The sequence below is a fragment of the Lysinibacillus sp. NPDC056185 genome, assembly GCF_047737915.1.
Classification (GTDB): Bacteria; Bacillota; Bacilli; order Bacillales_A; family Planococcaceae; genus Lysinibacillus.
Genome location: NZ_JBLLLQ010000007.1, coordinates 124,154 through 148,698 on the forward strand (window position 1 = coordinate 124,154; position 24,545 = coordinate 148,698).

Genomic DNA, 24,545 nt, shown 5'->3' on the forward strand with positions numbered 1-24,545 from the left:
GTCTTTCCGTCGCTCTGACTTTTCCTTCCGTCACTTCGGCCTTTCTTTCCGTCGCTTTGACTCTTCTTTCCGTCTCAGCCTTTTACTTCCGTCGCTTCGACTATTCTTTCCGTCGCTTTGGCCATTCCTTCCGTCGCTCTGACTTTTCCTTCCGTCGCTTTAGCTCTTCTACCCATCATTTCAACGGTTCTATCCTGACTTTGGCCTTTCTATCCACGACTTTGGCTACTCTATCCACGATTTTGCCTACTCTTTCCACGACTTTGCCTACTCTATCCATCATTTTGACGTTTCTATCCACAACTTTGGCCTTTCTTTCCCTCGTCCCATCCTTACTTCCCATCGCTTTGACTCTATTTTCAGGACCTATTTATTCGGTGCAAAAGCGCAAAAAAACTGTCCAACATGTAAGTTTTACTGTTTGGACAGTTTTTGCATCATAGTTTTTTAATCTTCTTTTTCGATTAGTGCTGCTAATGCTGTAACCGCTTGCTCAGCATCGTTGCCATCGCCACTAAGTACAACCTCTGTTCCTTTTGCAATGGCTAAGCTCATAACACCCATAATGGATTTAGCATTTACTTTTTTCTCGTCTTTTTCCAGAAAGACATCGGCGCTAAAACGATTTGCTTCTTGTACAAATAGTGCTGCTTGTCTAGCTTGTAGTCCTAATTTTAATTTCACATGGACTCTTCTCTCGGTCATTCTTAAAACTCCCCTTTACTACCGTTCATCTATTATTTTTATCTTACCTTACTTACTAGCAAAAGAACAAGACACGAATCAATTATGCCTCCGCATAATTGCCGGCTTTCGGTACGACAGACATTTGTAACTGCCGCTTCGCTTTCGTTACATAAAACATTTGTAACTGACGTTTCGCTTTCGTTACATAAAACACCTGTAGCTCACGCTTCGCTTTCGCTACAGATAATAATTACTGAAAGAAGTTAAACATCACATTCATACCTGAAAAGTATGAAAATTTAACCACCAATTTTTTCTCCGCTTCTTAATGCATCGGCAATTTCATCTATTTTCCGTAATCGATGATTGACACCGGATTTACTAACCGTTCCACTTGATACCATTTCACCAAGTTCTTTTAGTGTTACATCTTGGTATTCTACGCGTAATCGTGCAATTTCACGCAGTTTTTCTGGCAATTGATCTAGGCCAATTGAATTTTCAATAAATCGGATATTCTCTACTTGACGTAATGCTGCGCCTATTGTTTTATTCAAGTTCGCTGTTTCACAGTTAACTATGCGATTAACACTATTTCTCATGTCGCGCAATATGCGAACGTCTTCGAATTTCATCATTGCTTGATGCGCTCCAACAATATTAAGAAAATCAGAAATTTTTTCTGCTTCTTTTAAATAAGTTACAAAGCCTTTTTTTCGTTCAATTGTTTTTGCATTTAGCTCAAATTCATTCATTAAATCCATTAAAGCCTCGCCATGCTCTTTATATAATGAATAAATTTCTAAATGGTAGGCCGATGTTTCTGGATTGTTGACAGAGCCACCAGCTAAAAACGCACCCCGTAAGTATGCTCTTTTTTGACCACTCTTTTTAATGAGCTTCCGAGAAATAGTATGATTAAATTGAAAGTCGTCTGAGATGATTTCTAAATCAATCAGTAGCTCACGGGCACCTTCTCTTACGCGGCAAATGTATACGTTATTTTTTTTCAAACGCATTTTTTTTCTAACAAGTAACTCTACATTATATGGATACAGCTTCTTCATAATCGTATAAAGTCTTCTTGCGATTGCAGCGTTTTCAGTTTGTACGTCTAAGCTTAACTGTTTATTAGCAAAGGATAATGAACCATTCATACGAATTAGGGCAGATACTTCTGCTTTCATACAATGATTGTCCGCTTCTATTTGAGTTAACTCTTTTTTCGTTTCAGAAGCAAAAGACATATCACGCCCTCCTTTCAACTTTTTGTTCTATGTATATGTTCATCTTATCATATACAATAAGCGCTTTATGGTTCACTAACTTCTTGTTTATAGATATTTGCGTAATCTACAAGCCATTTCGCAACGTTTGTAGCATTATGACGCACCGTCCCATCTGGGCGAATCGTGGCAATATCTCGTTGAATAACCTCTAATCCCATACTTTCAAGCTTTGCAACGTCAAATGTTACTGGTTCAGCACACTCTTCCTTATAAAGCTCTTTTACAGGATGAGGAAGTTTTACATCATTTACCAATATAGAATCAATGAAGGAGTCTTCCACATGCTTATATATAGCTTTAACATGATCGCCTGCTGTATAGGAAATGGTTTCACCTTTTTGAGTCATTAAATTACAAACGTAAATTTTTCTTCCTTTAGCCTTTACAACAGCATCTCCTATTCCTTTTACAAGGAGGTTTGGAATAATGCTTGTATATAAACTTCCTGGACCAATTAAAATATAGTCAGCACGATGAATTGCTCGAATAGCCTCTGGTAACGGTTTCACGTTTTCTGGAACTAAAAAAACACGACTAATTCGTTTTTTAGCCTTTGGAATTTTAGATTCCCCTTCAATGATTGAACCGTCCTCAAGTTCAGCATGTAAATTTATCTTTTTATTGGCTGCTGGTATGACGCGACCATGAACCTTTAAAACCTTTCCCATTTCACTAATAGCATGGTTAAAGTCCCCAGTAATATCTGTTAAAGCAGTCAGCATTAAATTACCTAATGAATGCCCACGTAAATCTTCCGATGCAGAAAAACGGTATTGAAACATTTGCTCTACAAGCGGCTCAACATCCGATAACGCCGCGATCACATTACGGACATCACCTGGTGGTGGAATATCATAGTCATCTCGTAAGCGTCCCGAAGAACCACCATCATCTGCTACTGTCACAATTGCAGTAATATCAAATGGGTGGTGCTTGAGCCCTCGTAGTAACGTAGAAAGCCCCGTACCACCACCAATTACAACAAGCTTTGTTCGCTTCTTTCCCATTCACTCAATCCTTTCTACGATTGATGTCACGATGTGTAATAACAGTGTTTTCCTTCCCAGCTAAATATGCCCCAAAATACTCTGCTAATGTTACTGAACGATGCTGTCCTCCAGTACATCCAAAGGCAATGACAAGTTGTGATTTGCCCTCTTGTCTATAGAGTGGAATCATAAATTCAAACAAATCCGTTAGTTTCTGAATGAGTGTTTGCGTATCTTCAAGTGCCAGAACATAAGAAGAAACCTCAGTTTGTAATCCCGTTTTATGGCGTAACTCTTCTACATAATATGGATTTTTTAAAAAACGGACATCAAATACTAAGTCGGCATCTATCGGCATACCATGTTTAAATCCAAAAGACATGATATTTACCGAGAAAATATTATCAGCATCACTGGCAAATTCTTTAGCGATTTTTTCACGTAGCTCTTTAGGCTTCATATTAGATGTATTATAGACAAATTTAGCGCGACCTTTTACTTCGGATAAAAGCTTACGTTCTTGTTTAATGCCATCTAATGGCAAACCATTTACAGCTAATGGATGTGCACGTCTTGTCTCTTTATAACGTCTAACTAAAGCTGCATCATCTGCATCTAAAAATAAAATTCGTGCAACTATATCGCCTTCTTTAAGAATATGGTCGAGAGCGCCGATAAGAGAATCAAAAAAGTCGCCACCACGCATATCCATGACAGCTGCTATACGTGTAATATTTTTACCAGAATCCCTTAGTAAGGTTAAAAATGTTGTGAGTAGCGCTGGTGGTAAATTATCAATACAGTAATACCCTAAATCCTCAAAGCTTTGAATAGCTACTGTTTTCCCAGCTCCAGACATTCCTGTAATAATAACCAATTCATGTGTACCTTTTGGTCCTTCAACCACCACTGTCATGCAGCTCCTTTATTGTTCAATTGATATTTGTATTTTCTCATGCAGTAATTCAAAATCAGTTGTGTATTCAAATGTACCGTACTGAATGCCTGTTTGTGAGATAGCAAATTGTAAGTTTGTACGATCACCTTCAGCCATTGGCAAATGTTTCAAATCCTCTACTGGGTGCCATGCAAGTTTGCCTTCTCTAGTTTCTTTAAACGGTACTCCTTCTACATCCTTTGCAACAAATGTATAAAGCATCCATTCGTCCACTACCTCATTATTTTCTTTAATAACCATCGTATAAACACCTTTTAAATGAGCATTTATTGGTGTGACATTTGTTTCTTCTTTAAACTCACGTACTGCAGCCTCATAAATCGATTCACCGCTCTCCATTTTACCGCCAGGAGCTACGAACCAGCCACGTCTCGGCTTCTGAAGTAATAACACTTGACCGTCTTTTACGGCTATTAAATTTGCAATCCTTTGCATAGGCACACCTCTAATCTCTTTTGCATTCTACCTTTTATTATAGCAAGACCAAACAAGGTTTGTCCTCAATTCTAAACTTTACTTCATTTGCAATTTTAACTTCATCGATACTGTTTTTAACCTCTACTCAAACATATGAAACTCCGCCATAAAAATTTCCGTTCATAACAAAAATAGGTTGCTCCACCTAATTTGGTGGAAACAACCTACTCAACAAAATAAAAGGGGGATTGCTAATTACAATTTATATATTACACCTTTTATATGTCATTCAAGTTACAACTATATTAAGACCGTATTAAAATTGTATTTTTTTCCTTAAAATAACGATCTTGGGCTAATCACCGTAACGTGTGGTTGATTTCCGTTCCGACCGGGCGCTTTGCCGCTGACGCTTCGCTTTCGCGCAGAGCAGAGCTTCCTGGGGGCTTCCGATGAGCCGCTTCGTTGCTGTCGCTTCGCTTTCGCACAGAAAACATCCGCTTCGCTGCAGGGTCTCGGGCCAACACGATGTTGGTCACGAAGGCGTTATCACAGGATGTGATGGTTTTAGCCTTCGTTCCTCTATTGCTAATCCCCGAGGAGTCGCCCAGTCTCCACTCCAATCAACTTATATAAATGACATACATTTCAAAAAAATGTCATCCACAACTCTGGTGATGAAACTGCCTTTAGCAATGATCACTTTAAGCATTAATTTTTTCTAATAATTCTTCCACATAGTGCTGTACTGCTTGTGCTGCGATACTTCCGTCACCTGTCGCTGTAACGATTTGACGAAGTGATTTTTCACGTACATCTCCAGCAGCGAAGATACCTGGTACTGTCGTTTCCATATTATCATTTGTCAAAATATAACCAGCCTCATTTAAAATACCTAGAGACTCAAATGGTTTTGTTAATGGGAGCATACCAATGTATACGAATACGCCATCAGTAGCAAAATTAGATTCAACACCATCTACAGTTGATTGTAATGTTACACTTCCAACTTTACCGTTTGCCTCATTAATTTCTTTGACTGTTGCATTCCAAATGAAATCAATTTTTTCGTTAGCAAAGGCACGATCTTGGAGAATTTTTTGTGCACGTAATTTATCACGACGGTGCACAATTGTTACTTTATCAGCAAAGCGAGTTAAATAAACGCCTTCTTCAACAGCTGAATCTCCGCCACCTACGACAACAAGATTTTTTTGTTTGAAGAATGCACCATCACATACTGCACAATAGCTGACACCGCGGCCACCAAGTTCTTTTTCGCCAGGCACGCCCATTTTTTTATACTCGGCACCTGTAGAAAGAATAATTGCTCGTGTTTTATATTCTTTAGCACCTGAAATTATTGTTTTATATTCCTCACCATCAATAATTTCTGTTACATCGCCATATGCATACTCTGCACCAAATTTCTTAGCATGATCGAACATTTTTGTAGATAGCTCAGGCCCTAAAATTGTATCAAACCCAGGATAGTTTTCTACTTCTTCTGTATTTGCCATTTGTCCGCCAGGGATTCCACGTTCAATCATTAAAGTTGAAAGGTTGGCACGTGATGTATAAACAGCAGCAGTCATTCCAGCTGGACCTGCACCAATTATTACTACATCATAAATTTTTTCTTCTGACATAAATACTTCCCCCTAAACAGATTTTTTACTTTTTTATAATAATGTTAGTATGTTCATCGTATGTGAAAGTAAAAAGTTATTCAACTATGTTGCTCACGGTCTAATTATGAGTGTCTGGTAAAAACATTAAAATTTCTTCAATATACTTCGATAAAGTTGACACTGATACTCCGTATTGCTGAGCAATCTCTTTTTTTGTAACCTTGAGCATTCTGGAAGAACGAAATAAGTAATCATTTGCTCCTGCAATAGCTGCTGGATTTGTAAAACGATAATTGTTCATCAATGCTTGCTCACAAAGCACAAACCACATTTGGAACATTGGTGCAATTAATGTCGTTAGCTTTTCATACTGTTCTAGTAAAATTTCTGGCACACTTACTGCTCGTATAAAGCTAGCCTCTACTTTGTTTTTCATATCAAATTGATGTTCTAGTGCATAAGCGAGGAATAGCTTTTCATACGCATTAAATTGGTCAACATCTATCCATTTTGGATGCGCAATAATTTCCTGTTTATGTGCTGTACAGCTTAGTAAAAACAACCCAAATATCCGTTCACTTGTATATTCGCTCTCTAGCTTTTCCACAATATAATCACGGTCATGTTCTAATGCATCAAGTGAATAATTGTTTTCTTCTTGACGCCACGGTTCAAAGCCTTCTTTATCGGGATCCAGCTCAAGTAGCTGCCCCCATGTACTCTTTGAAATTTCTTCATGTCCTGAGAAATAAGCGGCATGTGATAACCAAAAGTAAAAGCCAGCATCGCCTACATAGCCTCTTTTCTGCATGCTACGCAACCATTTAAATGCTAAATCATATTGTCCAACGAGCGCTAATGTAGCACCCAGCTTGTAGCGGTGTTCCCATAAGTATGGCTGAATTTTCACAAGTATTTCTAAAAGATCCTTTAAATCTTCTTCATTTTTTTCATAGTATGCGATAACCGTTAAATTACATAGTGCATGTAAATTCCCTTTATTTTCGCGTAATACAGTGTTTAGCAGAGCTTTCGCTTGTTCTGCTTCACCCACATAAAAATAGGCAAGGGCTAAGTTGTTATAAGCTGACCAAAAATCTGGTCTGTCTTCAATTAAGTCTTCTAGCATTTTAATAGCTTCAGGGAAATCTCCCTTTTCCATACAACGTCTTGCCTGTTCTTGTCGATATAAGTCTTCAGCAGAACCTTCAAGCTCCTCAAAATCATCCTGCTCAAAATCAACAAACTCTAATATTTCAGCAGCTTCATCTGCATAGGCACCTTCTGGCTCTAATTGTAAATATTGCTCTGCAAAGCGCTTAGCGTCATGTATGATACCGATACATCCTGAAACCTCTGCCATGTAAAAAATAATTTCTGGATTATCTTTATCTATCTGATAGGCACGACGAAGAAGATCATACGCTTCCTCAAAACGTTGACCCTCTAACTCTATTATCGCTAATTGTAATAAAATCATCGGATCATCAGGACTTAAATCAACTGCTCGCTGTAAATATTTATAGGCTTTATTCATTTGTCCGCTATTCATTGCTTGAATTGATTTTTTATAATAATAGTCGCCTGTTGGAATGAACGACACTATATTCGTTTGATTCTCTTTTTGACGTTTCTTTTCCAAAACATTTCCTCCGAAACAAGAAATAAGGAACGTATTATACGTTCCTTTACACAGTAACTTCTATTATAGCATACAATAAGCAATATGCCGTTATTTCTCCTCGTGACGTTTTTCTAACACATGTAACACGTCATAAACACTTACTTTTTGCTCTTGTAGTAACACTAATAGGTGATAAATTAAATCGGCAGACTCCCACTTCACTTCTTCTGCATCGCGATTTTTTGCACCTATGACAACTTCAGTTGCTTCTTCTCCAACTTTTTTACAAATTTTATCGATACCTTTATCGAATAAATATGTAGTATACGCCCCTTCTGGCATTTCTTGCTCGCGTTTTTCAATGACCTTTACGAGTTTAGAAATAATCTCAACAGATCCTACCTTGTCATTTTGCTGAATAATCTCCGTAAAGCAAGAAGTTGTTCCATTATGACAAGCCGGTCCAGCAGGAATTACTTCCACAACTAATGCGTCACTATCACAGTCCGCCTTAATAGATATCACTTTTTGCGTATGACCACTCGTTGCCCCTTTGTGCCAGAGTTCTTGACGTGAACGTGAGAAGAACCATGTTTCTCCTGATTCAAGTGTTTTCTCTAGAGATTCTTTATTCATATACGCTACAGTTAGTACTTCTTTTGTATTAGCATCTTGTACAACCGCAGTGACAAGACCTTTTTCATCAAATTTAATGCTGTCAATCATCTTATTGCCACTCCTTTTTCACGTAAGTATTCTTTTACTTGTGCTACGCTCGTTTCTTTGTAATGGAAGATGGATGCGGCAAGTGCTGCATCTGCATCGATATCTTCAGCTAATACTTCGTAAAAATGTTCAGCATTTCCTGCACCGCCGCTTGCAATAACAGGAACTGTCACAGCCTCTCTCACAGCTTTTGTTAAGGCTAAATCAAAACCAGATTTCTCACCGTCCTGATTCATACTCGTTAATAAAATTTCACCTGCACCTAAGCGAACCGCTTCCTTCGCCCATTCAGTTACTCGCCATGTTGTTTTGTTTCGGCCCCCATGCGTATAAACCATCCATGTGGCATCTTCTTCGCTATAGCGGGCATCAATAGCTACAACAATACATTGCGCACCAAAAAAGTCAGAACCTTCTTTAATGAGCTCTGGTCGCTCTAAAGCAGACGTATTCACTGATACTTTATCGGCACCTGCACGTAAAATGCGTTTCATATCATCTAATGTACGAATTCCACCACCTACTGTGAATGGAATGGCTAATGTAGCTGCAGTTTGCCGTACGACATCCACCATTGTTTCACGTCCTTCATGCGATGCCGAAATATCTAGAAACACAAGCTCATCTGCCCCTTGTTCATCATAAAACTTTGCAAGCTCAACTGGGTCACCCGCATCACGTAATGACACAAATTGTACACCTTTTACAACACGTCCCTCTTTCACATCAAGACATGGAATAATGCGCTTTGTTAACATGATGCCACCCCCTTCAACCATTGCTCTAATAAATGCACGCCTAGCTCACCTGACTTTTCGGGATGGAACTGCATGCCCGTAATAGAGCCATTTGCCACAATGCCAGGAACCTTAATACCATGATAATCCGCATAAGCGACAAGCTCCGTTTCATCGATATCAGTTGCATAAAATGAGTGCACAAAATAAACATGCTTTGCCGTTACTTCACCATTTAACCAAGAAGGACGCTCTGTCACTACGAGCTCATTCCATCCCATATGCGGTACTCGATACTCCTGCCCAGCGTTGTCACCAGTAAATCGTTTAATGCTTCCTTTAAAAAAGCCTAGACCTTTCGTTGGGGCTACCTCTTCACTTTGCTCAAATAATAATTGCATGCCTAAGCAAATTCCAAGAAGTGGTCGATTTTCTGCTTTCACCTTGTGTAAATATTGATCTAAATTCGTTTCAGCTAAACGTTTGATAGCATCTGGAAACGCTCCAACACCAGGAAGCAACAGTGCATCTGTTGTATCTAGCACTTTTTCATTAGCCGTGACAACAACCTCACAGCCAAGTCGTTTTAATGCCTGTTCAACGCTAAATAAATTCCCCATGCCATAATCAATAACACCTATTTTCACGTTAACAGCCCCTTAGTCGATGGTACACCTTTAACACGTGGATCAATTTCCACTGCTGCGTCAATGGCACGTGCTAACGCCTTAAAAATAGCTTCAATAATATGATGTGTATTATGGCCATAAGGTACGATGACATGAACATTCATCCTAGCCTCGAGTGCAAACTTCCACAAAAATTCATGTACTAATTCAGTATCAAAGCTACCGACCTTTTCCTTCAACTGTGGTACACGATATTCTAAGTGCGGACGATTCGAGCAATCCACCACGACCTGTGCAAGTGCATCATCCATTGGCACAAATGCTGTGCCGTAACGCTTTATTCCTTTTTTATCACCGAGCGCTTCGCGAATAGCTTGGCCTAATACAATTCCGAGGTCCTCTGTTGTATGATGATCATCTATATATGTATCACCATTGGCTTCTATCGTCCCATCAAAAAGCCCATGTTTGATAAATAAGTCAAGCATGTGATCCATAAAGCCAACACCCGTTTTAATATTTGCCTTCCCTTCACCATCTAAATCGATGGCTACCGAAATTTGTGTTTCGTTTGTCGTACGTTCAACTTTTGCATATCGTTTTTTTCCAGTCATTGTACTACTCCTTTTCCCATCCACGCGATTCGACTGCACGTGCATGGCCTTCTAAGCCTTCCATACGTGCTAGACGTGCAATTTTCGGTGCGTTTTCTGCCCAAGTTTTTTCACTATAAAAGACGACGCTCGATTTTTTCACAAAATCATCGACGTTTAAGCCACTTGTAAAGCGTGCAGTGCTATTCGTTGGAAGCACATGATTTGTCCCTGCGAAGTAATCACCAACTGGTTCAGAGCTATAACGACCGATGAAAATACCCCCTGCATGTCGTACTTGCTCAGCTACAGCCTCAGCATTTTTTGTGACAATTTCTAAATGCTCAGGTGCTAGAGAATTAATGGCCTCTACGGCATCTGCCATCGTTTCAGCCACATAAATGGCACCAAAGTTTTCTATAGATGCACGTGCGACCTCTTCACGCGGTAAAGTCGTTAATTGCTTCTCCACTTCATCAGCTACTTTTATAGCCAATTGCTCAGAAGTCGTTACTAAAATGGCACAAGCCAATTTATCGTGCTCAGCTTGTGATAAAAGATCAGCCGCGATTTCATCAGCAAATGCTGTGTCGTCTGCTATCACTGCAATTTCACTTGGGCCAGCAATCATATCAATCGCTACCTCACCAAAAACCTCGCGTTTTGCTAATGCTACAAAGATATTTCCTGGACCCGTTATTTTATCAACTGGAGAAATTGTCTCTGTGCCATATGCAAGAGCCGCAATCGCCTGAGCTCCACCGATTTTATATATTTCTGCTACTCCTAAAATATGCGCTGCAGCTAGTACGCCTGGAGGTAATTTTCCATCGCGACCTGCTGGAGATGTAATAACTATGCGTTTGACACCAGCTACTTGTGCAGGAATAACGTTCATCAAGACCGAAGATGGGTACGCTGCTGTACCACCAGGAACATAAAGACCTACTGCATCAAGCGCAGTAATTCGTTGCCCAAGCCATGAACCATCTTTAAGCTCTAAGCGATAACCTGAGCGCTTTTGCTGTTCGTGATAAAAGCGAATATTTTGAGCTGCTTCTGTTAAATCTGCATAAAGCTGTTGATCAATTGCATATGCGCCCTCTGCTATTTCTTCCTTCGTTACGCGTAAATGATTAGGGGCAAAGCCATCCCATTTTTCTGTATAAAAACGTATGGCTGCGTCACCTTGTGCACGAACGTCTGCTAATACTTGACGCACAACCTTTAACTGTTCTTCATTTCCACCTTCAAGTGGTCTCTTTAAAGAAATACCTTTTGCTAGCTTTGTTATTTTCATAGGATTAATCTCCTTTAAATCTAGGAATGTGCCTCTTCCAGACAGTAGACATTTTTATTTAACGCATTTTTTCAAACGTTTCACAAGATCGATAATACGGTCGCTCTTCATGCGATAGCTTACGGGATTGGCAATTAATCGTGATGATACGTCGGTAATAAATTCATACTCCACTAAGCCATTTTCTTTCAGCGTCCGGCCTGTTGAAACAATATCGACAATTCGATCTGCTAAGTCAATCATGGGCGCCAATTCAATCGAACCATTTAGCTCAATAATTTCAACCTGCTCTCCAATACCCTTATAATATTTCATTGCAATATTAGGATATTTTGTCGCTATTCTCGGTGCAATTTCATTCATCGTCGTATTAGGTAAGCCCGCTGATGCGATATAACAAGTACTTATTTTTAAATCCAGTAATTCATGAACTTCTCGTTGCTGTTCTAACAAAACATCTTTACCTGCAATACCAATATCCGCTACACCGTGCTCAACATAAACAGGAACATCCATCGGTTTTGCTAATATAAAACGAATTTTCTCTTCTGGAATTTCAAGCATTAATTTACGAGACATTTCGACTTCTTCTGGTAAATTAAAGCCAGCTTCTAAAAGCATCTGATATGCCTCGTCAAAAATGCGTCCCTTCGGCATAGCAATCGTTAATTCATTCACCGTCAACGTCCTCCTGTCCCACAACAACTACTTCTGTAAAGTGTGCTAAAAAAACTGCTTCATCGACAAGGCTAGTCCTTAACTGTAAGGTAACCTGTTTACCAGCTGCTCGTAGCGTCTGTACCTTGGCAAGAGCCGCTTCAAATTGTTCTTCTTCAAATAGTACGACTGTAGCTTCTTGTCGTTCATCAGATTGCGCATCAATTGTTTCTAATAGGCGGTCAACACGAATACTAAATCCTGTAGCACCTACTTTTGAGCCAAATACCTCCAGCAATCCGTCATAGCGTCCCCCATTGCCTAATGGAAAACCACTGCCGGTTGCAAACACTTCAAATAACATGCCTGTGTAATAGCTCATGTGACTAGAAAGTGTAAAATCAAAGGCTACATAATCCGCTAAGTTTGCCATTTCAAGTAGCTTATCGAGCTGTTGCATATATTCTAATGCGTCATTTTTCCGCACATATTTTTCAATATCTTGAATTTCTTTTAAATGTATTGCTTCTTCAATAAATTGCAATAATGCATCGGATTTTGTTTTAGGTAAATCAAATGATTCTACCGCTTCTTCAAACCCTACGTAATTGCGTTGCACAAGCAGCGTCCGAAGTATATTTTGTTGTTCAACGCTTTCTGTATAATCTTGTAAAATGCAATTTAATATACCTGCATGACCGATCGTCACTTTAAATTCCGTTAATCCAAATTGCTTTAATAACTCCATTGCTGTAACAATAACCTCAGCATCCGCAAATACAGAATTGTCTCCAATTAACTCAATCCCCATCTGATCAAATTCTGCTGGACGTCCACCTTCCGCTTCTTGTGCTCGAAAGACACTAGCAAAATAAGCAAGGCGTAAGGGAATCATCTCTTTTAATAATTTCGATGTTGCTACACGTGCAATCGGTGTTGTCATATCAGGTCGTAGTACTAACGTATTGCCCTGGCCATCTACTAATTTAAATAATTGCGCATTGGCTATCGCTGATGCTTTGCCGACTGTATCAAAATACTCTACTGCAGGCGTTTTAATAAATTCATAACCTCTTCTGCATAAAAAATCTCGCCCTGTATTTCTTACAGCCTCTACCTTTTCAAAAATTTGCGGAAATGTATCGCGCATTCCAAGTGGTTTTTCAAACATTTTAATCGACGACAATTTTGACACTTCCTCACGTTTCACTTTAACTCACTAGAGTATTAGAGAATTAGATTATGAAAGAATTCTAACTTATTTCTTCTTGCTAGTCAATGCAACTTCGTTCGAATTATCGAATAATTTCAATACTGATTATTCTGTTAATTATACTCGAAAATAAATAAATTGAAACTTTATTCAGCAGAAGAAGCGAGCTTTTCTCTCCTTAAACTTGTAAACCTTTAGACAAAAAACTATGTGAATCTTTTTGCTCCTTGGCAGGTGGATGTCGATAAATTTCAGAAGTTGGGTGATAAAACATGAAAGTTAGTAGATAAATTTCAAAAGTTGGGCGATAAAACGTGAAAGTTAGTAGATAAATTTCAAAAGTTGGGCGATAAAACTCAAAAGTTGAATGGCATTCTGTTAAAACGTATGTCATGTGAGCCCCTCGTTTTGCCAGAGAGTCATACTTTAATTTCATTGATACAATTGTTTTCAACAAAAAAACACTGTGCACGGTAAAGCATGCACAGTGTAGATTTTATTATTTTTTAGGCGTGCACCATTCCACTATTTCATCGCGTTTGCGCTCCGCCATTTGTTCAGCTGTATAAATAATTTGCATAGGATTACCGCCTGCTAGACAGCCAGCTGGTACATCCTTATGCACCAGGGTTGCAGCTGACACAATCGCACCGTCACCTATCGTAACACCTGGTAGTATCGTTGAATTGGCACCAACCATCACTTCGTTGCCAATATGAACATCTCCTAGACGATATTCCTCTATTAAATATTCATGCGCCAAAATAGTCGTACTGAAGCCTATAACGGTATTGTCACCGATATGAATACGTTCTGGAAACATTGTATCTGGCATAACCATTAAAGCTATGGAAGTTTGTTCACCAATCTCCATTTTCAAAAAAGTTCGATACAACCAGTTTTTCACACGTAAAAATGGTGTGAAGCGTCCAATTTGAATGACAACGAAACACTTCATCACCTTCCAAAAGGACACCGTATCATAAATATTCCAAAGCGAGTTTGCTCCTTCGACACGGTAGCGTTCTGTTTTACGTGCCATTTACTTACCCCGCTTTCACAATTTCAAATAAATCCGTCATATGATGCAGCATATATTCCGGCTTGAATTGCTGTAAGTATTCCTCACCTTTAAAAGCCCATGCGACACCAGCTGCTCTAACTCCAGCATTGTGCGCGGCCTCAATATCGTGAGAATTGTCACCAATCATAATCGCGTCTTCCTTGTTTATACCAAGGCGGTCAAGCGCAAGCAAAACTGGCTCTGGATCAGGCTTTACATTTTTTACATCATCCGTACCAATACGGATATCAAATAAATGACCTGCACCTAGTACAGATAGACCACGATCTATCATTCCATTACGCTTTGTAGACACAATCGCTAACTTGATACCCATAGCCTTTAATTGCTCTAAAGTAGATACAACATCAGGATATTGAGTGACAAGCTCATCGTGATGTAATTCATTATATTCACGATATTTAGCAACCATTGCATCCTCTTCACCAGGAGCAATGTCGGTAAATGTCTGTTTTAAGGACGGCCCAAGAAATTTCAGGCAATCTTTTGGCGAATATTGCCCGGGAAATCGCTCATTTAAAACATGCATAAATGTTTGAATGATTAAATCATTTGTATTGAGTAATGTACCATCAAAATCAAATAGTAATGCCTTTACAGTCATGCTTTGCACCCCTTATTTATTATCTAAATACTTTACTGCAGGTTTTACTTTTATACGTCGGTAAATAATCGCACCAAGCCCTACTACAATACCTACTATTGAAACAACCTGAGCTGAGCGTAAATCTCCTACTAAATATAGGCTATCTGTACGCAAGCCTTCTATATAGAAGCGACCTATTGAATACCAAATTAAATAGCCGAAGAATATTTCACCACGATTTAAATTTACTTTGCGTAAAACTAATAAAATAATTAGCCCAATGAAATTCCAGACGGATTCATATAAAAAAGTAGGATGTACGTATGTTCCTAATTCTTCAACATACATTTGATTAATAATCCAATCCGGCAGCATTAGATGTTCTAAAAATTGACGTGATACTGAACCACCATAAGCCTCCTGGTTCATAAAATTTCCCCATCGGCCAATTATTTGTCCAATTAAAATACTCGGTGCCGCAATATCCGCAACTCGTAAAAAGCTAATATTTCTTCTACGAGTGAATATGTAAGCTGTCAAAAAGGCGCCAATAAGAGCACCATGAATAGCGATACCACCATTCCAAATTTCAATAATCTTCCCTGGGTTTTCGCTATAATAATCCCAACGCATCGTTACATAGTAAATACGTGCACATATTATAGATATAGGAACAGCCCATAGTAATAGATCTGCAAGAAAATCCTCTGGTAAGCCTCTCTTAACAGCCTCTCTTTGTCCTACAACATAAGCTAAAATAATACCCGATACGATTAGTAACCCATACCAACGAACAGGGATAGGTCCTAAATGGAAAGCAATCGGATTAATTTGTAATAATACTAAGTCCATCTTATGCTCCTCTCAAAATCAATTCATTGCATTTGCAAATGAATCCTAATCAATTATGCCTCGGCATAATTGTAGCTTTCGCTACAGATAAACAATGCGGCGGATGTTTGTACACCCACTGAAAAGTAACTTAAAACCGCATTCATCTCACCACCTATAAAGGCAGGAGACTTCTGTACCTGTCGCTGCGCTTTCGGTACAAAAAACACTCGCTGAAAAAAAGTTAAAAACGATTAGTCATCCAACTCATCCGCCGATGAGATTACTTCATCTAATCGTCTAGAAAACTCCTCGGCTGCATTAACACCCATCTTTTTCAAACGATAGTTCATTGCTGCTACTTCAATAATAACAGACACGTTACGTCCAGGTCTTACGGGAATCGTTAACTTTGTTAATTCCGTATCAATGATTTTCATTTTTTCTTCCTCTAAACCTAGACGATCATATACTTTTTCTGGATCCCATATTTCTAATTCGATAACTAATGTGATACGTTTGTACGGTCGTACCGCACTTGCTCCAAAGAGTGTCATAATATCGATAATACCAATGCCTCGAATTTCGAGTAAATGTTCTAAAAGAGGAGGTGGACTCCCAATTAAAAAATTCTCTGATTCCTGACGGATCTCTACACAATCATCAGCCACTAAACGGTGCCCCTTCTTGACAAGCTCTAGTGCTGTTTCACTTTTCCCTACACCACTTTTTCCGATAATTAGCACACCGATACCGTATATATCAACTAAAACTCCGTGAGCAGCAGTCATTGGTGCTAAGCGACCTTCTAAATAGTTAGTTAGCCTACTCGAAAATTTCGTTGTTGTCATATGCGTTTTAAATACAGGTACATGTTTTTCATTAGACGCCTGTATAAGTTCCTTAGGTACCTCTAAATCACGAGAAATAATAATAGCTGGTGTATCCTGCGAACACAATAGACGCATGCGCTCCAGTTTCACATCTGAAGGCAGCATTTCAAAAAAAGATAGTTCGGTCTTTCCTAGCAATTGCACTCGATTTGCAGGATAATGCGTAAAATATCCCGCCATCTCAAGCCCAGGTCTTGAAATATCACTAGTAACAATCGTTCTTCCTATTCCTTCCTCACCAGCTAATAGTTCTAACTTAAATTTCTCCATAACGTCTCTTGTTAATACTACGACCAATGTTTAGTAGCCTCCATTCAAAGGAATTGAATATGTTTTGTCCTGCGTTAACTAGCAATCAGCATAATGATTGCAGTTTCACCTTATTTTAGCATGTCTATGTATAAAAGAAATGTATTTACACTCTGTCTGCCCTGACTAAAAAATCTACAAAATATAAAAAACTAGCGGTTCTCCAGCCCGCTAGTTTCATTATCGCTTTATTTTTGAGTAGCTAACCATTTGGCAACTGCTTCTGCATCTGCACCTTTAACAAGACCAGGAGGCATTGTACCTTTACCATTTTCAATAACGTTTAAAATTTCTTTTTCTGTTAAACGAGAGCCTACATCGCTAATTTTTGGTGCATTATTTTGGCCTTGTAGCTCGCCACCATGGCAAGTAATACAAGATTTCATAGCAATTGTTTCGCCATTTGGAGTAGTAGTTTTTGTACCTTCAGTTGAATTTGTTTTACCTCCGCCACAAGCAGCTAAGAAGATTGCTGAACCAATCGCTAATGTTAACATTGCCTTTTTCATTAGGGCCCCTCCTAAAAGTAAATAAGTATCTTTCCCCGACATTATACCAAATTTATGCACGTTTGAAACCTTCTCCTAACACCTCATAAGCATCAGAAACGATAACAAACGCTGATGGGTCAACGCTTTTAATGAGTTGTTTCAGCTTTGTGAATTCTGTTTGGTAAACAACAACCATCAATACTGGTCGTGCTTCTCCTGTATAGCCACCTATAGCAGGCAACTCTGTCACTCCCCGATCAATCTCAGCATAAATGGCATCACGCACTTCATCTTGTTTCATCGTAATAATGTAAACCATTTTAGACTGACTCAAGCCGAGTTGAATAATATCAATCGTTTTTGTAGTGACATAAAGTCCTATCAGGGCATACAAACCTTTCTCTAAGTCAAAAACAATTGCTGCACTAATCGCGATAATCCCATCAATTAAAAGTACACTTGTACCAAGCGATATGCCGGTATACTTTGTAATTATTTGTGCTAGTAAATCAGTGCCACCAGTAGAAGCATTCCCCTTAAAGACAAGTCCTATTCCTAAACCGACCACAATTCCCCCAAAAAGTGCACCTAGTAAAGGATTATCTGTCCAAGGTCCCCAACTGTTCGTTAGTAATACAATAAACGGTAATGTTATTGTTCCAATAAACGATTTGATTCCAAATTTTTTCCCAAGTACTACTACACCTGCTATAAATAATGGAATATTGAATGCATATTGTACAAAACCTGGATTCCAACCAAATAAACCGTGTAAAATTGTACTAATCCCGCTTACTCCACCAGAAGCTACTTGATTGGGCAGTAAAAATACATTGAAGCCAATCGCAATAATTGCTGCTCCTACTATGACGTACATATACTCCAAAATGCTTTCCCTTACATCACGAATTTGACTCATTTCCCCCACCCGCTCCAACTATCAGAATCTTTTAAATACGAGATGATTATAGCAAATAGTCTTCGCATTGAGAACTTCGTCTTGATGAAGGAACATGTATTTTTACAATTTTGTTCATCACCATAATGTGTGGTTGATTTCCGTTCCGACTGGGCGCTTTTTTGCTGACGCTTCGCTTTCGCACAGAGCAAAGCTTCCTGGGGGCATACGATGAGCCGCTTGGGCCACACGATGTTGGTCACGAAGGCGTTATCACAGGATGTGATGCTTTTAGCCTTCGTTTCCCTATGTGCTCGCTGCAGGGTCTCATCTGTGACGCTGATCCCCAAGGAGTCGCCCAGTCTCCACTCCAATCAACTATACACATGGCATAAGTTTTAACAATGTCATCCCCTACTATAAATGATGAGCCCAATAATGTATAAAACATAAAAAAATAAGCTACCTTAAAAAGAATTTTAAGATAGCTTATTTTTTACTTTTCACTAAAATATATACTTAACTGCAAATTCTACTATAGGACATTAAGAGCAAATCCTTGATTTATAAAGATTTTTCTGCCCACTCCATTGCTTCATTGTATAAAAGATCAATATTTGTAAAATTCATATTGAGCTGAGGAGCTAATTTTTCTAAAGTAGACCAGTCTAACTTACCTAACGCGATACTGAATTCCAGATAAGGTGTCATTTCAGTTTGATTACCTAAAAGCGTTTCTATTATTTCTTCTGAAAAAGGTAGCTGCTGTAAAATAACATCCAGCGGTCTTTGCAACAAAGTGTCTATCAACGAAAACATCCCGACTAAAAAATATTCAGAGAAGTTTTTCTTGTAGGATAGCTTGGCTAATTTCTCACATACTTTTGCTCTAAATAAAGAAGTTCGCATGACTTCTTTAAAAAGATCACTCTCAGCATTTCTGTCAATTTCTCGCATTGCCAATAAATAAATCCACTTTCGTAAATTTGAAACGCCGAGTAATATAATTGCTTGTTTTATCGAACGAACCTTGGATTTAGACCGCAGCTCTGAATTATTAACCATTTGCAATAATTTATACGTTAAAGAAATATCACGCTCGATGTTATCAGCTAATAATTGTATATTAGGTTCCTCTTCTTTTAATAGCGTAATAATATATAAATATTGAATAGTATTAGCAGGTATATCTGTAGCTGTAATTATTTGAGGTTGTTCAAAAAAATAGCCTTGAAATAATTCATAGCCAGAATGCTTTGCCACTTCAAATTGATTTCGTGTCTCGACCTTCTCAGCTAGCAGTTTTATGTGAGGGAAATTTTCTTTCACTTTATTTTCAATTTCCATGCGCTCCAGTAATGGTGATAATAAAAAATCAACTTTTATAAAATCGATATAAGGAAATAACTCATCATAAACTTGTACTTCATCATCCAAAATAAAATCATCTAATGCTATTTTGAACCCATACGATTTCAGCTCAATGACTCTCTCGACTAACTGAGTTGTAATAGGGACATCTTCTAAAATCTCAATAACAACTTGCGATGGATTTAAATATTCATGTATGGGACTCATAAGTAAGTTTTCTGTAAAATTAACAAAACTAGGTTTACCTTTTGTTACCTCTTCAATGCCAATTGAAAGAAATGAGTTTACTAGTACATCGATTGTTGCAGCATCTGAATCGACTATCGGAAAAGCATTCACGTTTTTGCTACGATATAATAATTCATACGCAACGACTTGTTCATGAAGGTTAAAAATAGGCTGTCTTCCGATAAATACTTCCATTTCATCGCCCCCCCCATTTCTCCATAATCTAGTAATTAATATTATAGCACCTTTCATTACTCTCTGCTTACCATTCAAATAACTGTCTAAAAGTCGCCTAACATTCACTAACATTCTATACAAGACATTGATTTATCACTTTTATGACGCTATCCAAGGAGTAACCCCGCCGTACACCAATGCTCTTTAACCCCAACTTTCGGTGACTAGCCCCTAAAAATCATTACCTAAAACACCAAACTACTCATATTTCATTTATTCCTTTTCCAGAGAAATCTATTTCAATTTCATTTAATCCTTTTCAAATATTTTTGTAAAAAATTTCATTTCATATTGACATTTTCCAATTTTAAATATACAGTACATTACAACACTAATGTACTATGTTACGTAGGAATGAATGGAGGTTTTTCGATGCACGTTCATCTAGATGGTACAACACCGATTTATATTCAAATTGCTGAATGGCTACAGCACGAAATCATCGCCGATCGATTACAGACAGACGCGAAGGTCTATTCACAATACCAACTAGCTGAATTATTTAATATAAATCCTGCTACAGCTGGTAAAGGGCTGACAATTTTGCTTGAAGAGCAACTTATATATAAAAAACGGGGGTTAGGTATGTTTGTCGCTACGGATGCAAAGGAACGAATTTTATTGAAACGTCGAAACGAAATATTGACGAAAATGGCACAAGAGATCGTATTAGAGGCAAAACGTTTACTTGTATCTGATGAAGAATTGCTAGTGCTTATTCGTAAAACGCAGGAGGGATTGGAATGAATATAATTCAATGTGAGGCGTTATCTAAAAGCTTTGGACGCCATAATGCACTACAGCGCGTAACCTGCGCTATTGATGCAGAAAAAATTATCGGCATTATTGGTCGCAACGGTGCTGGTAAGTCGACATTACTTAATATTTTTGCTGGCTATATAAAGCCTACAACTGGATCATGCAAAGTGTTTAATGAAAATCCCTTTAATAATATTCAAACTGCTGCCAATATGATTTTTATCGATGATCGATTAAGCTTCTCTGATTACTTGTCGCTCGAAGATATTCTAAAGATGGGTGCTGATTTTTATCCTAATTGGCAAAATGAGTTAGCTTATCGCATGCTCGATTATGCAGGTATAGATCTCACAGTAAAGCATCAGCAACTTTCTAAGGGTCAATTAGCAACCTTTAACCTTGTTTACGGATTAGTAAGTCGCTGTGCACTGACAATTTTAGACGAACCGATGAATGGCATGGATGAAGTGATTCGTACAGATTTTTACAGGGCGATTCTAAAGGAATACCTAGCCTTTCCACGAACATTTTTAATAACTAGTCACCATTTGCAAGAGATGGAATCTATTTTAGAAGAAATTTTATTGATAGATGAAGGCTCAGTCATTGCCCACGCGCCATTGGATGAATTTAAGGAACAGCTTATATCACTTAGCGGACCAAGTGATGCACTTGCGGATCTGCTGTCCGAGACAGAAGTTTACGCACAAAAAATTGTGACAGGGATGACCACAGCAATAGTAGATGCTAGTAAACTTTTTGTCTCAGAAGAAATACTTCGAGCAAAAGGCATTACGGTATCATCCCTTACTGCAAGTGACGTGTGCAAGTATTTAACAAGTAAAAAAGGAAGTGATATTGATGCAATCTTTGACTAATCTTTCACTGAAAACCATTGTAAAAAAACAGGTGAAATGGAAAGCAAAATTATATATTTCTGCCCTTAGTTCCTTAGTTATTGTACAAATCATTATTGGAATTTTAACATCTAGCTCAGGGAGTGGGTCTTCTGGTCATGGAGGAGGAAATTTATATGTTCAGTTCTCTATTTACTCACTCGATATCTTTCTTATTGTTACAGCAATTTGGGCATTTATTGTAGCACTTCTCTTTACGACAAAAGCGTATCGTATTGATGACTTATCCGTTATTTCTAGTCGAACATCTAGTGCCATAGCCAATATATTTGTCATGATTATTTACAGTTTTATTGCGGTCATCATTATGATTTCGACTTACTATTTACAAGTATTCGGAGTTTTATTAGTGGAAAAAAAATCTTTTGTAATAGAAAATCTATTTATTTCACCATCAATATTACTACTATGTTTCAGTAGCCTCTGTTTATTTGGCGCAATCGGCCTACTATTAGGTACCAGCTTCAAGGGGCCAGCAGTGTTCAAAATATTTGTATCTACTTTTATGCTGCTTGGCTTTATATTATTTTTTATGTCACCACAGTCTATAAATCTTAGGTCATTAATAATGTTATCCAATCTTATGATTAGTGTTCTTAATTTGCTTATGGCTCTACTATGCTTTAGCCTCACTATTTGGATTGCTGATAAATCGGAGGTGACTCGCAAATGACGGCGACTACACTATTCTTTTTTACTACAATACTACTTGTAATTGCTATTTTTCTAATACTGAGTAAATTAATGAAAAAAGTTAAAAATATTTGGACCCCTAAGCGTATTATAATTGGCATTACTAGCTATATCGTACTTGGACTTACTGCCTTCCTTTATATTAGCTTTTTTTCAGAATCAAAAATACCAATACTTTCTCCTTCTGAAATTAAACAACTTGAGAAAAAATTAGATCAAATACAAAAGTACGATCAAGAAGACGATTCTTCTTATTTAACAGAGGAGTACAAAAAGAAAACGTGGGAGCTAAGATATGAAGGAGATACATTACCTGTTGTTATAAATGAAGGTGACAGTGGTTCAAACATTAATATTCGAGTGCGTTATAATGACAACATCGAATCTGGAAAAGCTCTTGTTACCTATTATCAATTCCCTGTCATTATAGAAGGTATTGATCTTGATGACGAAGTACCGTTACCTAACGTATACGTGGCGGAAAACCAATTATTTATTGAATCTCTTTCTAGACAACAAGTAAGTTATTTTCGTATAAATGCAACATTAGGTATTTTAGATATGAATCGTGAGATAGAACGTGAACACGCAATGAACTATTCCTATTCAAATGTCGTCGTTATCGACATTCCAAGAAGTACAGTTTTGGAAGATTCCCAAGGTCTTTTTTAGATAGCAAAAAAACAAGGACAGTCCTCAGTGATTTTTTATCACTTTTAGACTGTCCTTTTTTATTTTCTACTAGTTTTTGATTTAATAGCACCAATAACAGCTGGTACAACTGAAATCAAGATAATTAATATAAGAACCGTTGAGAAGTTATCTTTAATAATCGGAATATTACCAAAGAAATAACCTAGTAATGTACAGCTGAGTACCCATAACACTGCACCTAAAACATTATACATAATGAAGTAGCCATACTTCATTTTACTAGCCCCTGCAACAAATGGTATGAATGTACGGATGAAAGGCATAAAACGCGCGATGACGATCGTTTTTCCACCGTGTTTATTAAAGAACTTTTCTGCCGCTTCCATACGTTCTTTTTTTACGACTCTACCAAGGAAGCTCTTTGGTGGAATGGATGTCCCTACTTTATGACCAATATGATAGTTCATCGTATCCCCTAAAATTGCAGCCGCTAAAAACACAGGAATTAATATCCACATATTAAATGCGCCCATTGCTGCTGCTAATGTACCACTTGCAAAAAGCAATGAATCACCTGGCAGGAATGGGAAAATTACGACACCTGTTTCAACAAAAACAATTGCAAATAGAACAAAATAACTCAAATTACCAAACTTATGAATGATTTCCTCTAAATGCACATCAATATGCATAATAAAACTAATTAACTCCTTGATGAGTTCTATCATTTTTCCGTATGCTCTCTTTCAATTAAATTTTCTAAAGGCTTTGACGTAGCTAGACACCAAAGGGTTCCATTCTTGTTTACTGTCTATAGTGTTACTTCTCCCTCACTATATGACAAGCCTTTATAAAGTATGTAGATTTCACAAGTTTGATTTTATCACTTACAGACATACACACTCAACTTATTTAAATAAGTTGCCATGCTTTTTTACATTGCTGTAATATTGGCCAAAGTGATGCTTCAATCAATGGGTGTTCTTCGTCCTTCACTAAACTAACACCCTGCTACTACGTTTGCACTGCGCTTTCGCACAGAAATTGTTGCCCCTAATCAATTGAACTTGTACGGGCAGTTGATCTCCCACTTCTATTTATTCCTTCTCTTAAATCTTGAAAGGTGAATCTATTATAGGGATAA

28 protein-coding genes are annotated in these 24,545 nt (G+C 37.9%); 5 read left to right on the top strand and 23 right to left on the bottom strand.

Annotated features, from left to right (window positions below; genetic code table 11):
- On the top strand, positions 1–443 hold a 443-nt coding region (locus tag ACMZ42_RS09605), incomplete at its 5' end, for a hypothetical protein (protein ID WP_415731315.1).
- 4 nt (positions 444–447) lie between these two features.
- On the opposite strand, the gene ACMZ42_RS09610 is transcribed toward ACMZ42_RS09605, so the two are convergent.
- The 22 genes from ACMZ42_RS09610 to ACMZ42_RS09715 form a co-directional block, all read right to left on the bottom strand.
- Positions 448–705 carry an HPr family phosphocarrier protein gene (locus ACMZ42_RS09610; RefSeq protein ID WP_370083594.1) on the bottom strand — a complete coding sequence of 86 codons (258 nt, stop codon included), beginning with the start codon at positions 703–705 and terminating at the stop codon, positions 448–450.
- Positions 706–986: 281 nt separating this feature from the next.
- Positions 987–1,934 carry a DNA-binding protein WhiA gene (gene whiA, locus ACMZ42_RS09615; RefSeq protein WP_049668978.1) on the bottom strand — a complete coding sequence of 316 codons (948 nt, stop codon included), beginning with the start codon at positions 1,932–1,934 and terminating at the stop codon, positions 987–989.
- 65 nt (positions 1,935–1,999) lie between these two features.
- Positions 2,000–2,983, bottom strand: a complete 984-nt coding sequence (locus ACMZ42_RS09620) for a gluconeogenesis factor YvcK family protein (RefSeq protein ID WP_415731316.1) — start codon at positions 2,981–2,983, stop codon at positions 2,000–2,002.
- Positions 2,984–2,987: 4 nt separating this feature from the next.
- Positions 2,988–3,881, bottom strand: a complete 894-nt coding sequence (rapZ, locus tag ACMZ42_RS09625; RefSeq protein WP_370083598.1) for an RNase adapter RapZ — start codon at positions 3,879–3,881, stop codon at positions 2,988–2,990.
- A 9-nt stretch (positions 3,882–3,890) separates the two neighbouring features.
- The gene (locus ACMZ42_RS09630) at positions 3,891–4,358 is read right to left on the bottom strand and encodes an NUDIX domain-containing protein (protein WP_370083600.1); all 468 of its coding nucleotides are present in this window, start codon (positions 4,356–4,358) and stop codon (positions 3,891–3,893) included.
- A 686-nt stretch (positions 4,359–5,044) separates the two neighbouring features.
- A complete protein-coding gene (gene trxB, locus ACMZ42_RS09635; protein ID WP_370083604.1) occupies positions 5,045–5,989 on the bottom strand; it encodes a thioredoxin-disulfide reductase in 945 nt (314 codons plus the stop codon).
- A gap of 100 nt (positions 5,990–6,089) precedes the next feature.
- Complete coding sequence (locus tag ACMZ42_RS09640; protein ID WP_415731317.1) at positions 6,090–7,613, bottom strand: tetratricopeptide repeat protein; 1,524 nt, start codon at positions 7,611–7,613, stop codon at positions 6,090–6,092.
- Positions 7,614–7,703: 90 nt separating this feature from the next.
- Entirely contained in the window at positions 7,704–8,321 is a 618-nt protein-coding gene (gene hisIE / locus ACMZ42_RS09645) for a bifunctional phosphoribosyl-AMP cyclohydrolase/phosphoribosyl-ATP diphosphatase HisIE (RefSeq protein ID WP_370083607.1), read from the bottom strand.
- Positions 8,318–9,079 (bottom strand): imidazole glycerol phosphate synthase subunit HisF, encoded by a 762-nt coding sequence (gene hisF, locus ACMZ42_RS09650; protein WP_370083609.1) that lies wholly within the window; start codon positions 9,077–9,079, stop codon positions 8,318–8,320. The genes hisIE and hisF overlap by 4 nt, the downstream gene beginning before the upstream one ends.
- A complete protein-coding gene (hisH, locus tag ACMZ42_RS09655) occupies positions 9,073–9,705 on the bottom strand; it encodes an imidazole glycerol phosphate synthase subunit HisH (protein ID WP_415731318.1) in 633 nt (210 codons plus the stop codon). Before hisH ends, hisF begins: the two co-directional genes overlap by 7 nt.
- The gene (hisB, locus tag ACMZ42_RS09660) at positions 9,702–10,301 is read right to left on the bottom strand and encodes an imidazoleglycerol-phosphate dehydratase HisB (RefSeq protein ID WP_415731319.1); all 600 of its coding nucleotides are present in this window, start codon (positions 10,299–10,301) and stop codon (positions 9,702–9,704) included. The genes hisH and hisB overlap by 4 nt, the downstream gene beginning before the upstream one ends.
- Positions 10,302–10,305: 4 nt before the next feature.
- Positions 10,306–11,580 (bottom strand): histidinol dehydrogenase, encoded by a 1,275-nt coding sequence (hisD, locus tag ACMZ42_RS09665; RefSeq protein WP_415731320.1) that lies wholly within the window; start codon positions 11,578–11,580, stop codon positions 10,306–10,308.
- Positions 11,581–11,634: 54 nt separating this feature from the next.
- Positions 11,635–12,258, bottom strand: a complete 624-nt coding sequence (gene hisG, locus ACMZ42_RS09670; RefSeq protein WP_370083617.1) for an ATP phosphoribosyltransferase — start codon at positions 12,256–12,258, stop codon at positions 11,635–11,637.
- Complete coding sequence (locus tag ACMZ42_RS09675) at positions 12,251–13,423, bottom strand: ATP phosphoribosyltransferase regulatory subunit (protein WP_415731321.1); 1,173 nt, start codon at positions 13,421–13,423, stop codon at positions 12,251–12,253. Before ACMZ42_RS09675 ends, hisG begins: the two co-directional genes overlap by 8 nt.
- A gap of 205 nt (positions 13,424–13,628) precedes the next feature.
- Positions 13,629–13,844 (bottom strand): hypothetical protein, encoded by a 216-nt coding sequence (locus tag ACMZ42_RS09680; protein ID WP_415731322.1) that lies wholly within the window; start codon positions 13,842–13,844, stop codon positions 13,629–13,631.
- 105 nt (positions 13,845–13,949) lie between these two features.
- Positions 13,950–14,492, bottom strand: coding sequence for an acyltransferase (locus ACMZ42_RS09685; RefSeq protein WP_415731323.1), 543 nt, complete (start codon positions 14,490–14,492; stop codon positions 13,950–13,952).
- Positions 14,493–14,496: 4 nt separating this feature from the next.
- Positions 14,497–15,138, bottom strand: a complete 642-nt coding sequence (gene ppaX / locus ACMZ42_RS09690) for a pyrophosphatase PpaX (RefSeq protein WP_415731324.1) — start codon at positions 15,136–15,138, stop codon at positions 14,497–14,499.
- 12 nt (positions 15,139–15,150) lie between these two features.
- On the bottom strand, positions 15,151–15,972 hold the full coding sequence (gene lgt, locus ACMZ42_RS09695; protein ID WP_415731325.1) for a prolipoprotein diacylglyceryl transferase: 822 nt from the start codon (positions 15,970–15,972) through the stop codon (positions 15,151–15,153).
- Between the two features lie 233 nt (positions 15,973–16,205).
- On the bottom strand, positions 16,206–17,141 hold the full coding sequence (gene hprK, locus ACMZ42_RS09700; RefSeq protein ID WP_323654922.1) for an HPr(Ser) kinase/phosphatase: 936 nt from the start codon (positions 17,139–17,141) through the stop codon (positions 16,206–16,208).
- A 200-nt stretch (positions 17,142–17,341) separates the two neighbouring features.
- Positions 17,342–17,662, bottom strand: coding sequence for a cytochrome c551 (gene cccB / locus ACMZ42_RS09705; protein ID WP_415731326.1), 321 nt, complete (start codon positions 17,660–17,662; stop codon positions 17,342–17,344).
- Between the two features lie 52 nt (positions 17,663–17,714).
- A complete protein-coding gene (locus ACMZ42_RS09710; RefSeq protein ID WP_370083419.1) occupies positions 17,715–18,563 on the bottom strand; it encodes a YitT family protein in 849 nt (282 codons plus the stop codon).
- A 543-nt stretch (positions 18,564–19,106) separates the two neighbouring features.
- Positions 19,107–20,336, bottom strand: a complete 1,230-nt coding sequence (locus ACMZ42_RS09715; RefSeq protein ID WP_415731327.1) for an EAL and HDOD domain-containing protein — start codon at positions 20,334–20,336, stop codon at positions 19,107–19,109.
- Positions 20,337–20,750: 414 nt separating this feature from the next.
- On the opposite strand from ACMZ42_RS09715, the gene ACMZ42_RS09720 reads away from it, so the two are divergent.
- The 4 genes from ACMZ42_RS09720 to ACMZ42_RS09735 are packed head-to-tail and all read left to right on the top strand — an operon-like array spanning position 20,751 to position 23,419.
- Positions 20,751–21,125, top strand: a complete 375-nt coding sequence (locus ACMZ42_RS09720; RefSeq protein ID WP_415731328.1) for a GntR family transcriptional regulator — start codon at positions 20,751–20,753, stop codon at positions 21,123–21,125.
- Positions 21,122–22,015 carry an ATP-binding cassette domain-containing protein gene (locus ACMZ42_RS09725; protein ID WP_415731329.1) on the top strand — a complete coding sequence of 298 codons (894 nt, stop codon included), beginning with the start codon at positions 21,122–21,124 and terminating at the stop codon, positions 22,013–22,015. The genes ACMZ42_RS09720 and ACMZ42_RS09725 overlap by 4 nt, the downstream gene beginning before the upstream one ends.
- Positions 21,999–22,727 carry a hypothetical protein gene (locus ACMZ42_RS09730; protein ID WP_370083423.1) on the top strand — a complete coding sequence of 243 codons (729 nt, stop codon included), beginning with the start codon at positions 21,999–22,001 and terminating at the stop codon, positions 22,725–22,727. The genes ACMZ42_RS09725 and ACMZ42_RS09730 overlap by 17 nt, the downstream gene beginning before the upstream one ends.
- Positions 22,724–23,419 carry a hypothetical protein gene (locus ACMZ42_RS09735; RefSeq protein WP_370083424.1) on the top strand — a complete coding sequence of 232 codons (696 nt, stop codon included), beginning with the start codon at positions 22,724–22,726 and terminating at the stop codon, positions 23,417–23,419. The genes ACMZ42_RS09730 and ACMZ42_RS09735 overlap by 4 nt, the downstream gene beginning before the upstream one ends.
- 59 nt (positions 23,420–23,478) lie before the next feature.
- Here ACMZ42_RS09735 and ACMZ42_RS09740 read toward each other — a convergent pair whose 3' ends face one another.
- On the bottom strand, positions 23,479–24,126 hold the full coding sequence (locus ACMZ42_RS09740; RefSeq protein WP_370083433.1) for a VTT domain-containing protein: 648 nt from the start codon (positions 24,124–24,126) through the stop codon (positions 23,479–23,481).
- Positions 24,127–24,545 lie beyond the last annotated feature (419 nt).

Bases quoted from the DNA above. Each gene is read 5' to 3' on its own strand.
- ACMZ42_RS09610 (WP_370083594.1), bottom strand. From the start codon at position 705: ATGACCGAGAGAAGAGTCCATGTGAAATTAAAATTAGGACTACAAGCT.
- whiA (WP_049668978.1), bottom strand. From the start codon at position 1,934: ATGTCTTTTGCTTCTGAAACGAAAAAAGAGTTAACTCAAATAGAAGCG.
- ACMZ42_RS09620 (WP_415731316.1), bottom strand. From the start codon at position 2,983: ATGGGAAAGAAGCGAACAAAGCTTGTTGTAATTGGTGGTGGTACGGGG.
- rapZ (WP_370083598.1), bottom strand. From the start codon at position 3,881: ATGACAGTGGTGGTTGAAGGACCAAAAGGTACACATGAATTGGTTATT.
- ACMZ42_RS09630 (WP_370083600.1), bottom strand. From the start codon at position 4,358: ATGCAAAGGATTGCAAATTTAATAGCCGTAAAAGACGGTCAAGTGTTA.
- trxB (WP_370083604.1), bottom strand. From the start codon at position 5,989: ATGTCAGAAGAAAAAATTTATGATGTAGTAATAATTGGTGCAGGTCCA.
- hisIE (WP_370083607.1), bottom strand. From the start codon at position 8,321: ATGATTGACAGCATTAAATTTGATGAAAAAGGTCTTGTCACTGCGGTT.
- hisF (WP_370083609.1), bottom strand. From the start codon at position 9,079: ATGTTAACAAAGCGCATTATTCCATGTCTTGATGTGAAAGAGGGACGT.
- hisB (WP_415731319.1), bottom strand. From the start codon at position 10,301: ATGACTGGAAAAAAACGATATGCAAAAGTTGAACGTACGACAAACGAA.
- hisD (WP_415731320.1), bottom strand. From the start codon at position 11,580: ATGAAAATAACAAAGCTAGCAAAAGGTATTTCTTTAAAGAGACCACTT.
- ACMZ42_RS09680 (WP_415731322.1), bottom strand. From the start codon at position 13,844: ATGACATACGTTTTAACAGAATGCCATTCAACTTTTGAGTTTTATCGC.
- ACMZ42_RS09685 (WP_415731323.1), bottom strand. From the start codon at position 14,492: ATGGCACGTAAAACAGAACGCTACCGTGTCGAAGGAGCAAACTCGCTT.
- ppaX (WP_415731324.1), bottom strand. From the start codon at position 15,138: ATGACTGTAAAGGCATTACTATTTGATTTTGATGGTACATTACTCAAT.
- lgt (WP_415731325.1), bottom strand. From the start codon at position 15,972: ATGGACTTAGTATTATTACAAATTAATCCGATTGCTTTCCATTTAGGA.
- cccB (WP_415731326.1), bottom strand. From the start codon at position 17,662: ATGAAAAAGGCAATGTTAACATTAGCGATTGGTTCAGCAATCTTCTTA.
- ACMZ42_RS09710 (WP_370083419.1), bottom strand. From the start codon at position 18,563: ATGAGTCAAATTCGTGATGTAAGGGAAAGCATTTTGGAGTATATGTAC.
- ACMZ42_RS09715 (WP_415731327.1), bottom strand. From the start codon at position 20,336: ATGGAAGTATTTATCGGAAGACAGCCTATTTTTAACCTTCATGAACAA.
- ACMZ42_RS09720 (WP_415731328.1), top strand. From the start codon at position 20,751: ATGCACGTTCATCTAGATGGTACAACACCGATTTATATTCAAATTGCT.
- ACMZ42_RS09725 (WP_415731329.1), top strand. From the start codon at position 21,122: ATGAATATAATTCAATGTGAGGCGTTATCTAAAAGCTTTGGACGCCAT.
- ACMZ42_RS09730 (WP_370083423.1), top strand. From the start codon at position 21,999: ATGCAATCTTTGACTAATCTTTCACTGAAAACCATTGTAAAAAAACAG.
- ACMZ42_RS09735 (WP_370083424.1), top strand. From the start codon at position 22,724: ATGACGGCGACTACACTATTCTTTTTTACTACAATACTACTTGTAATT.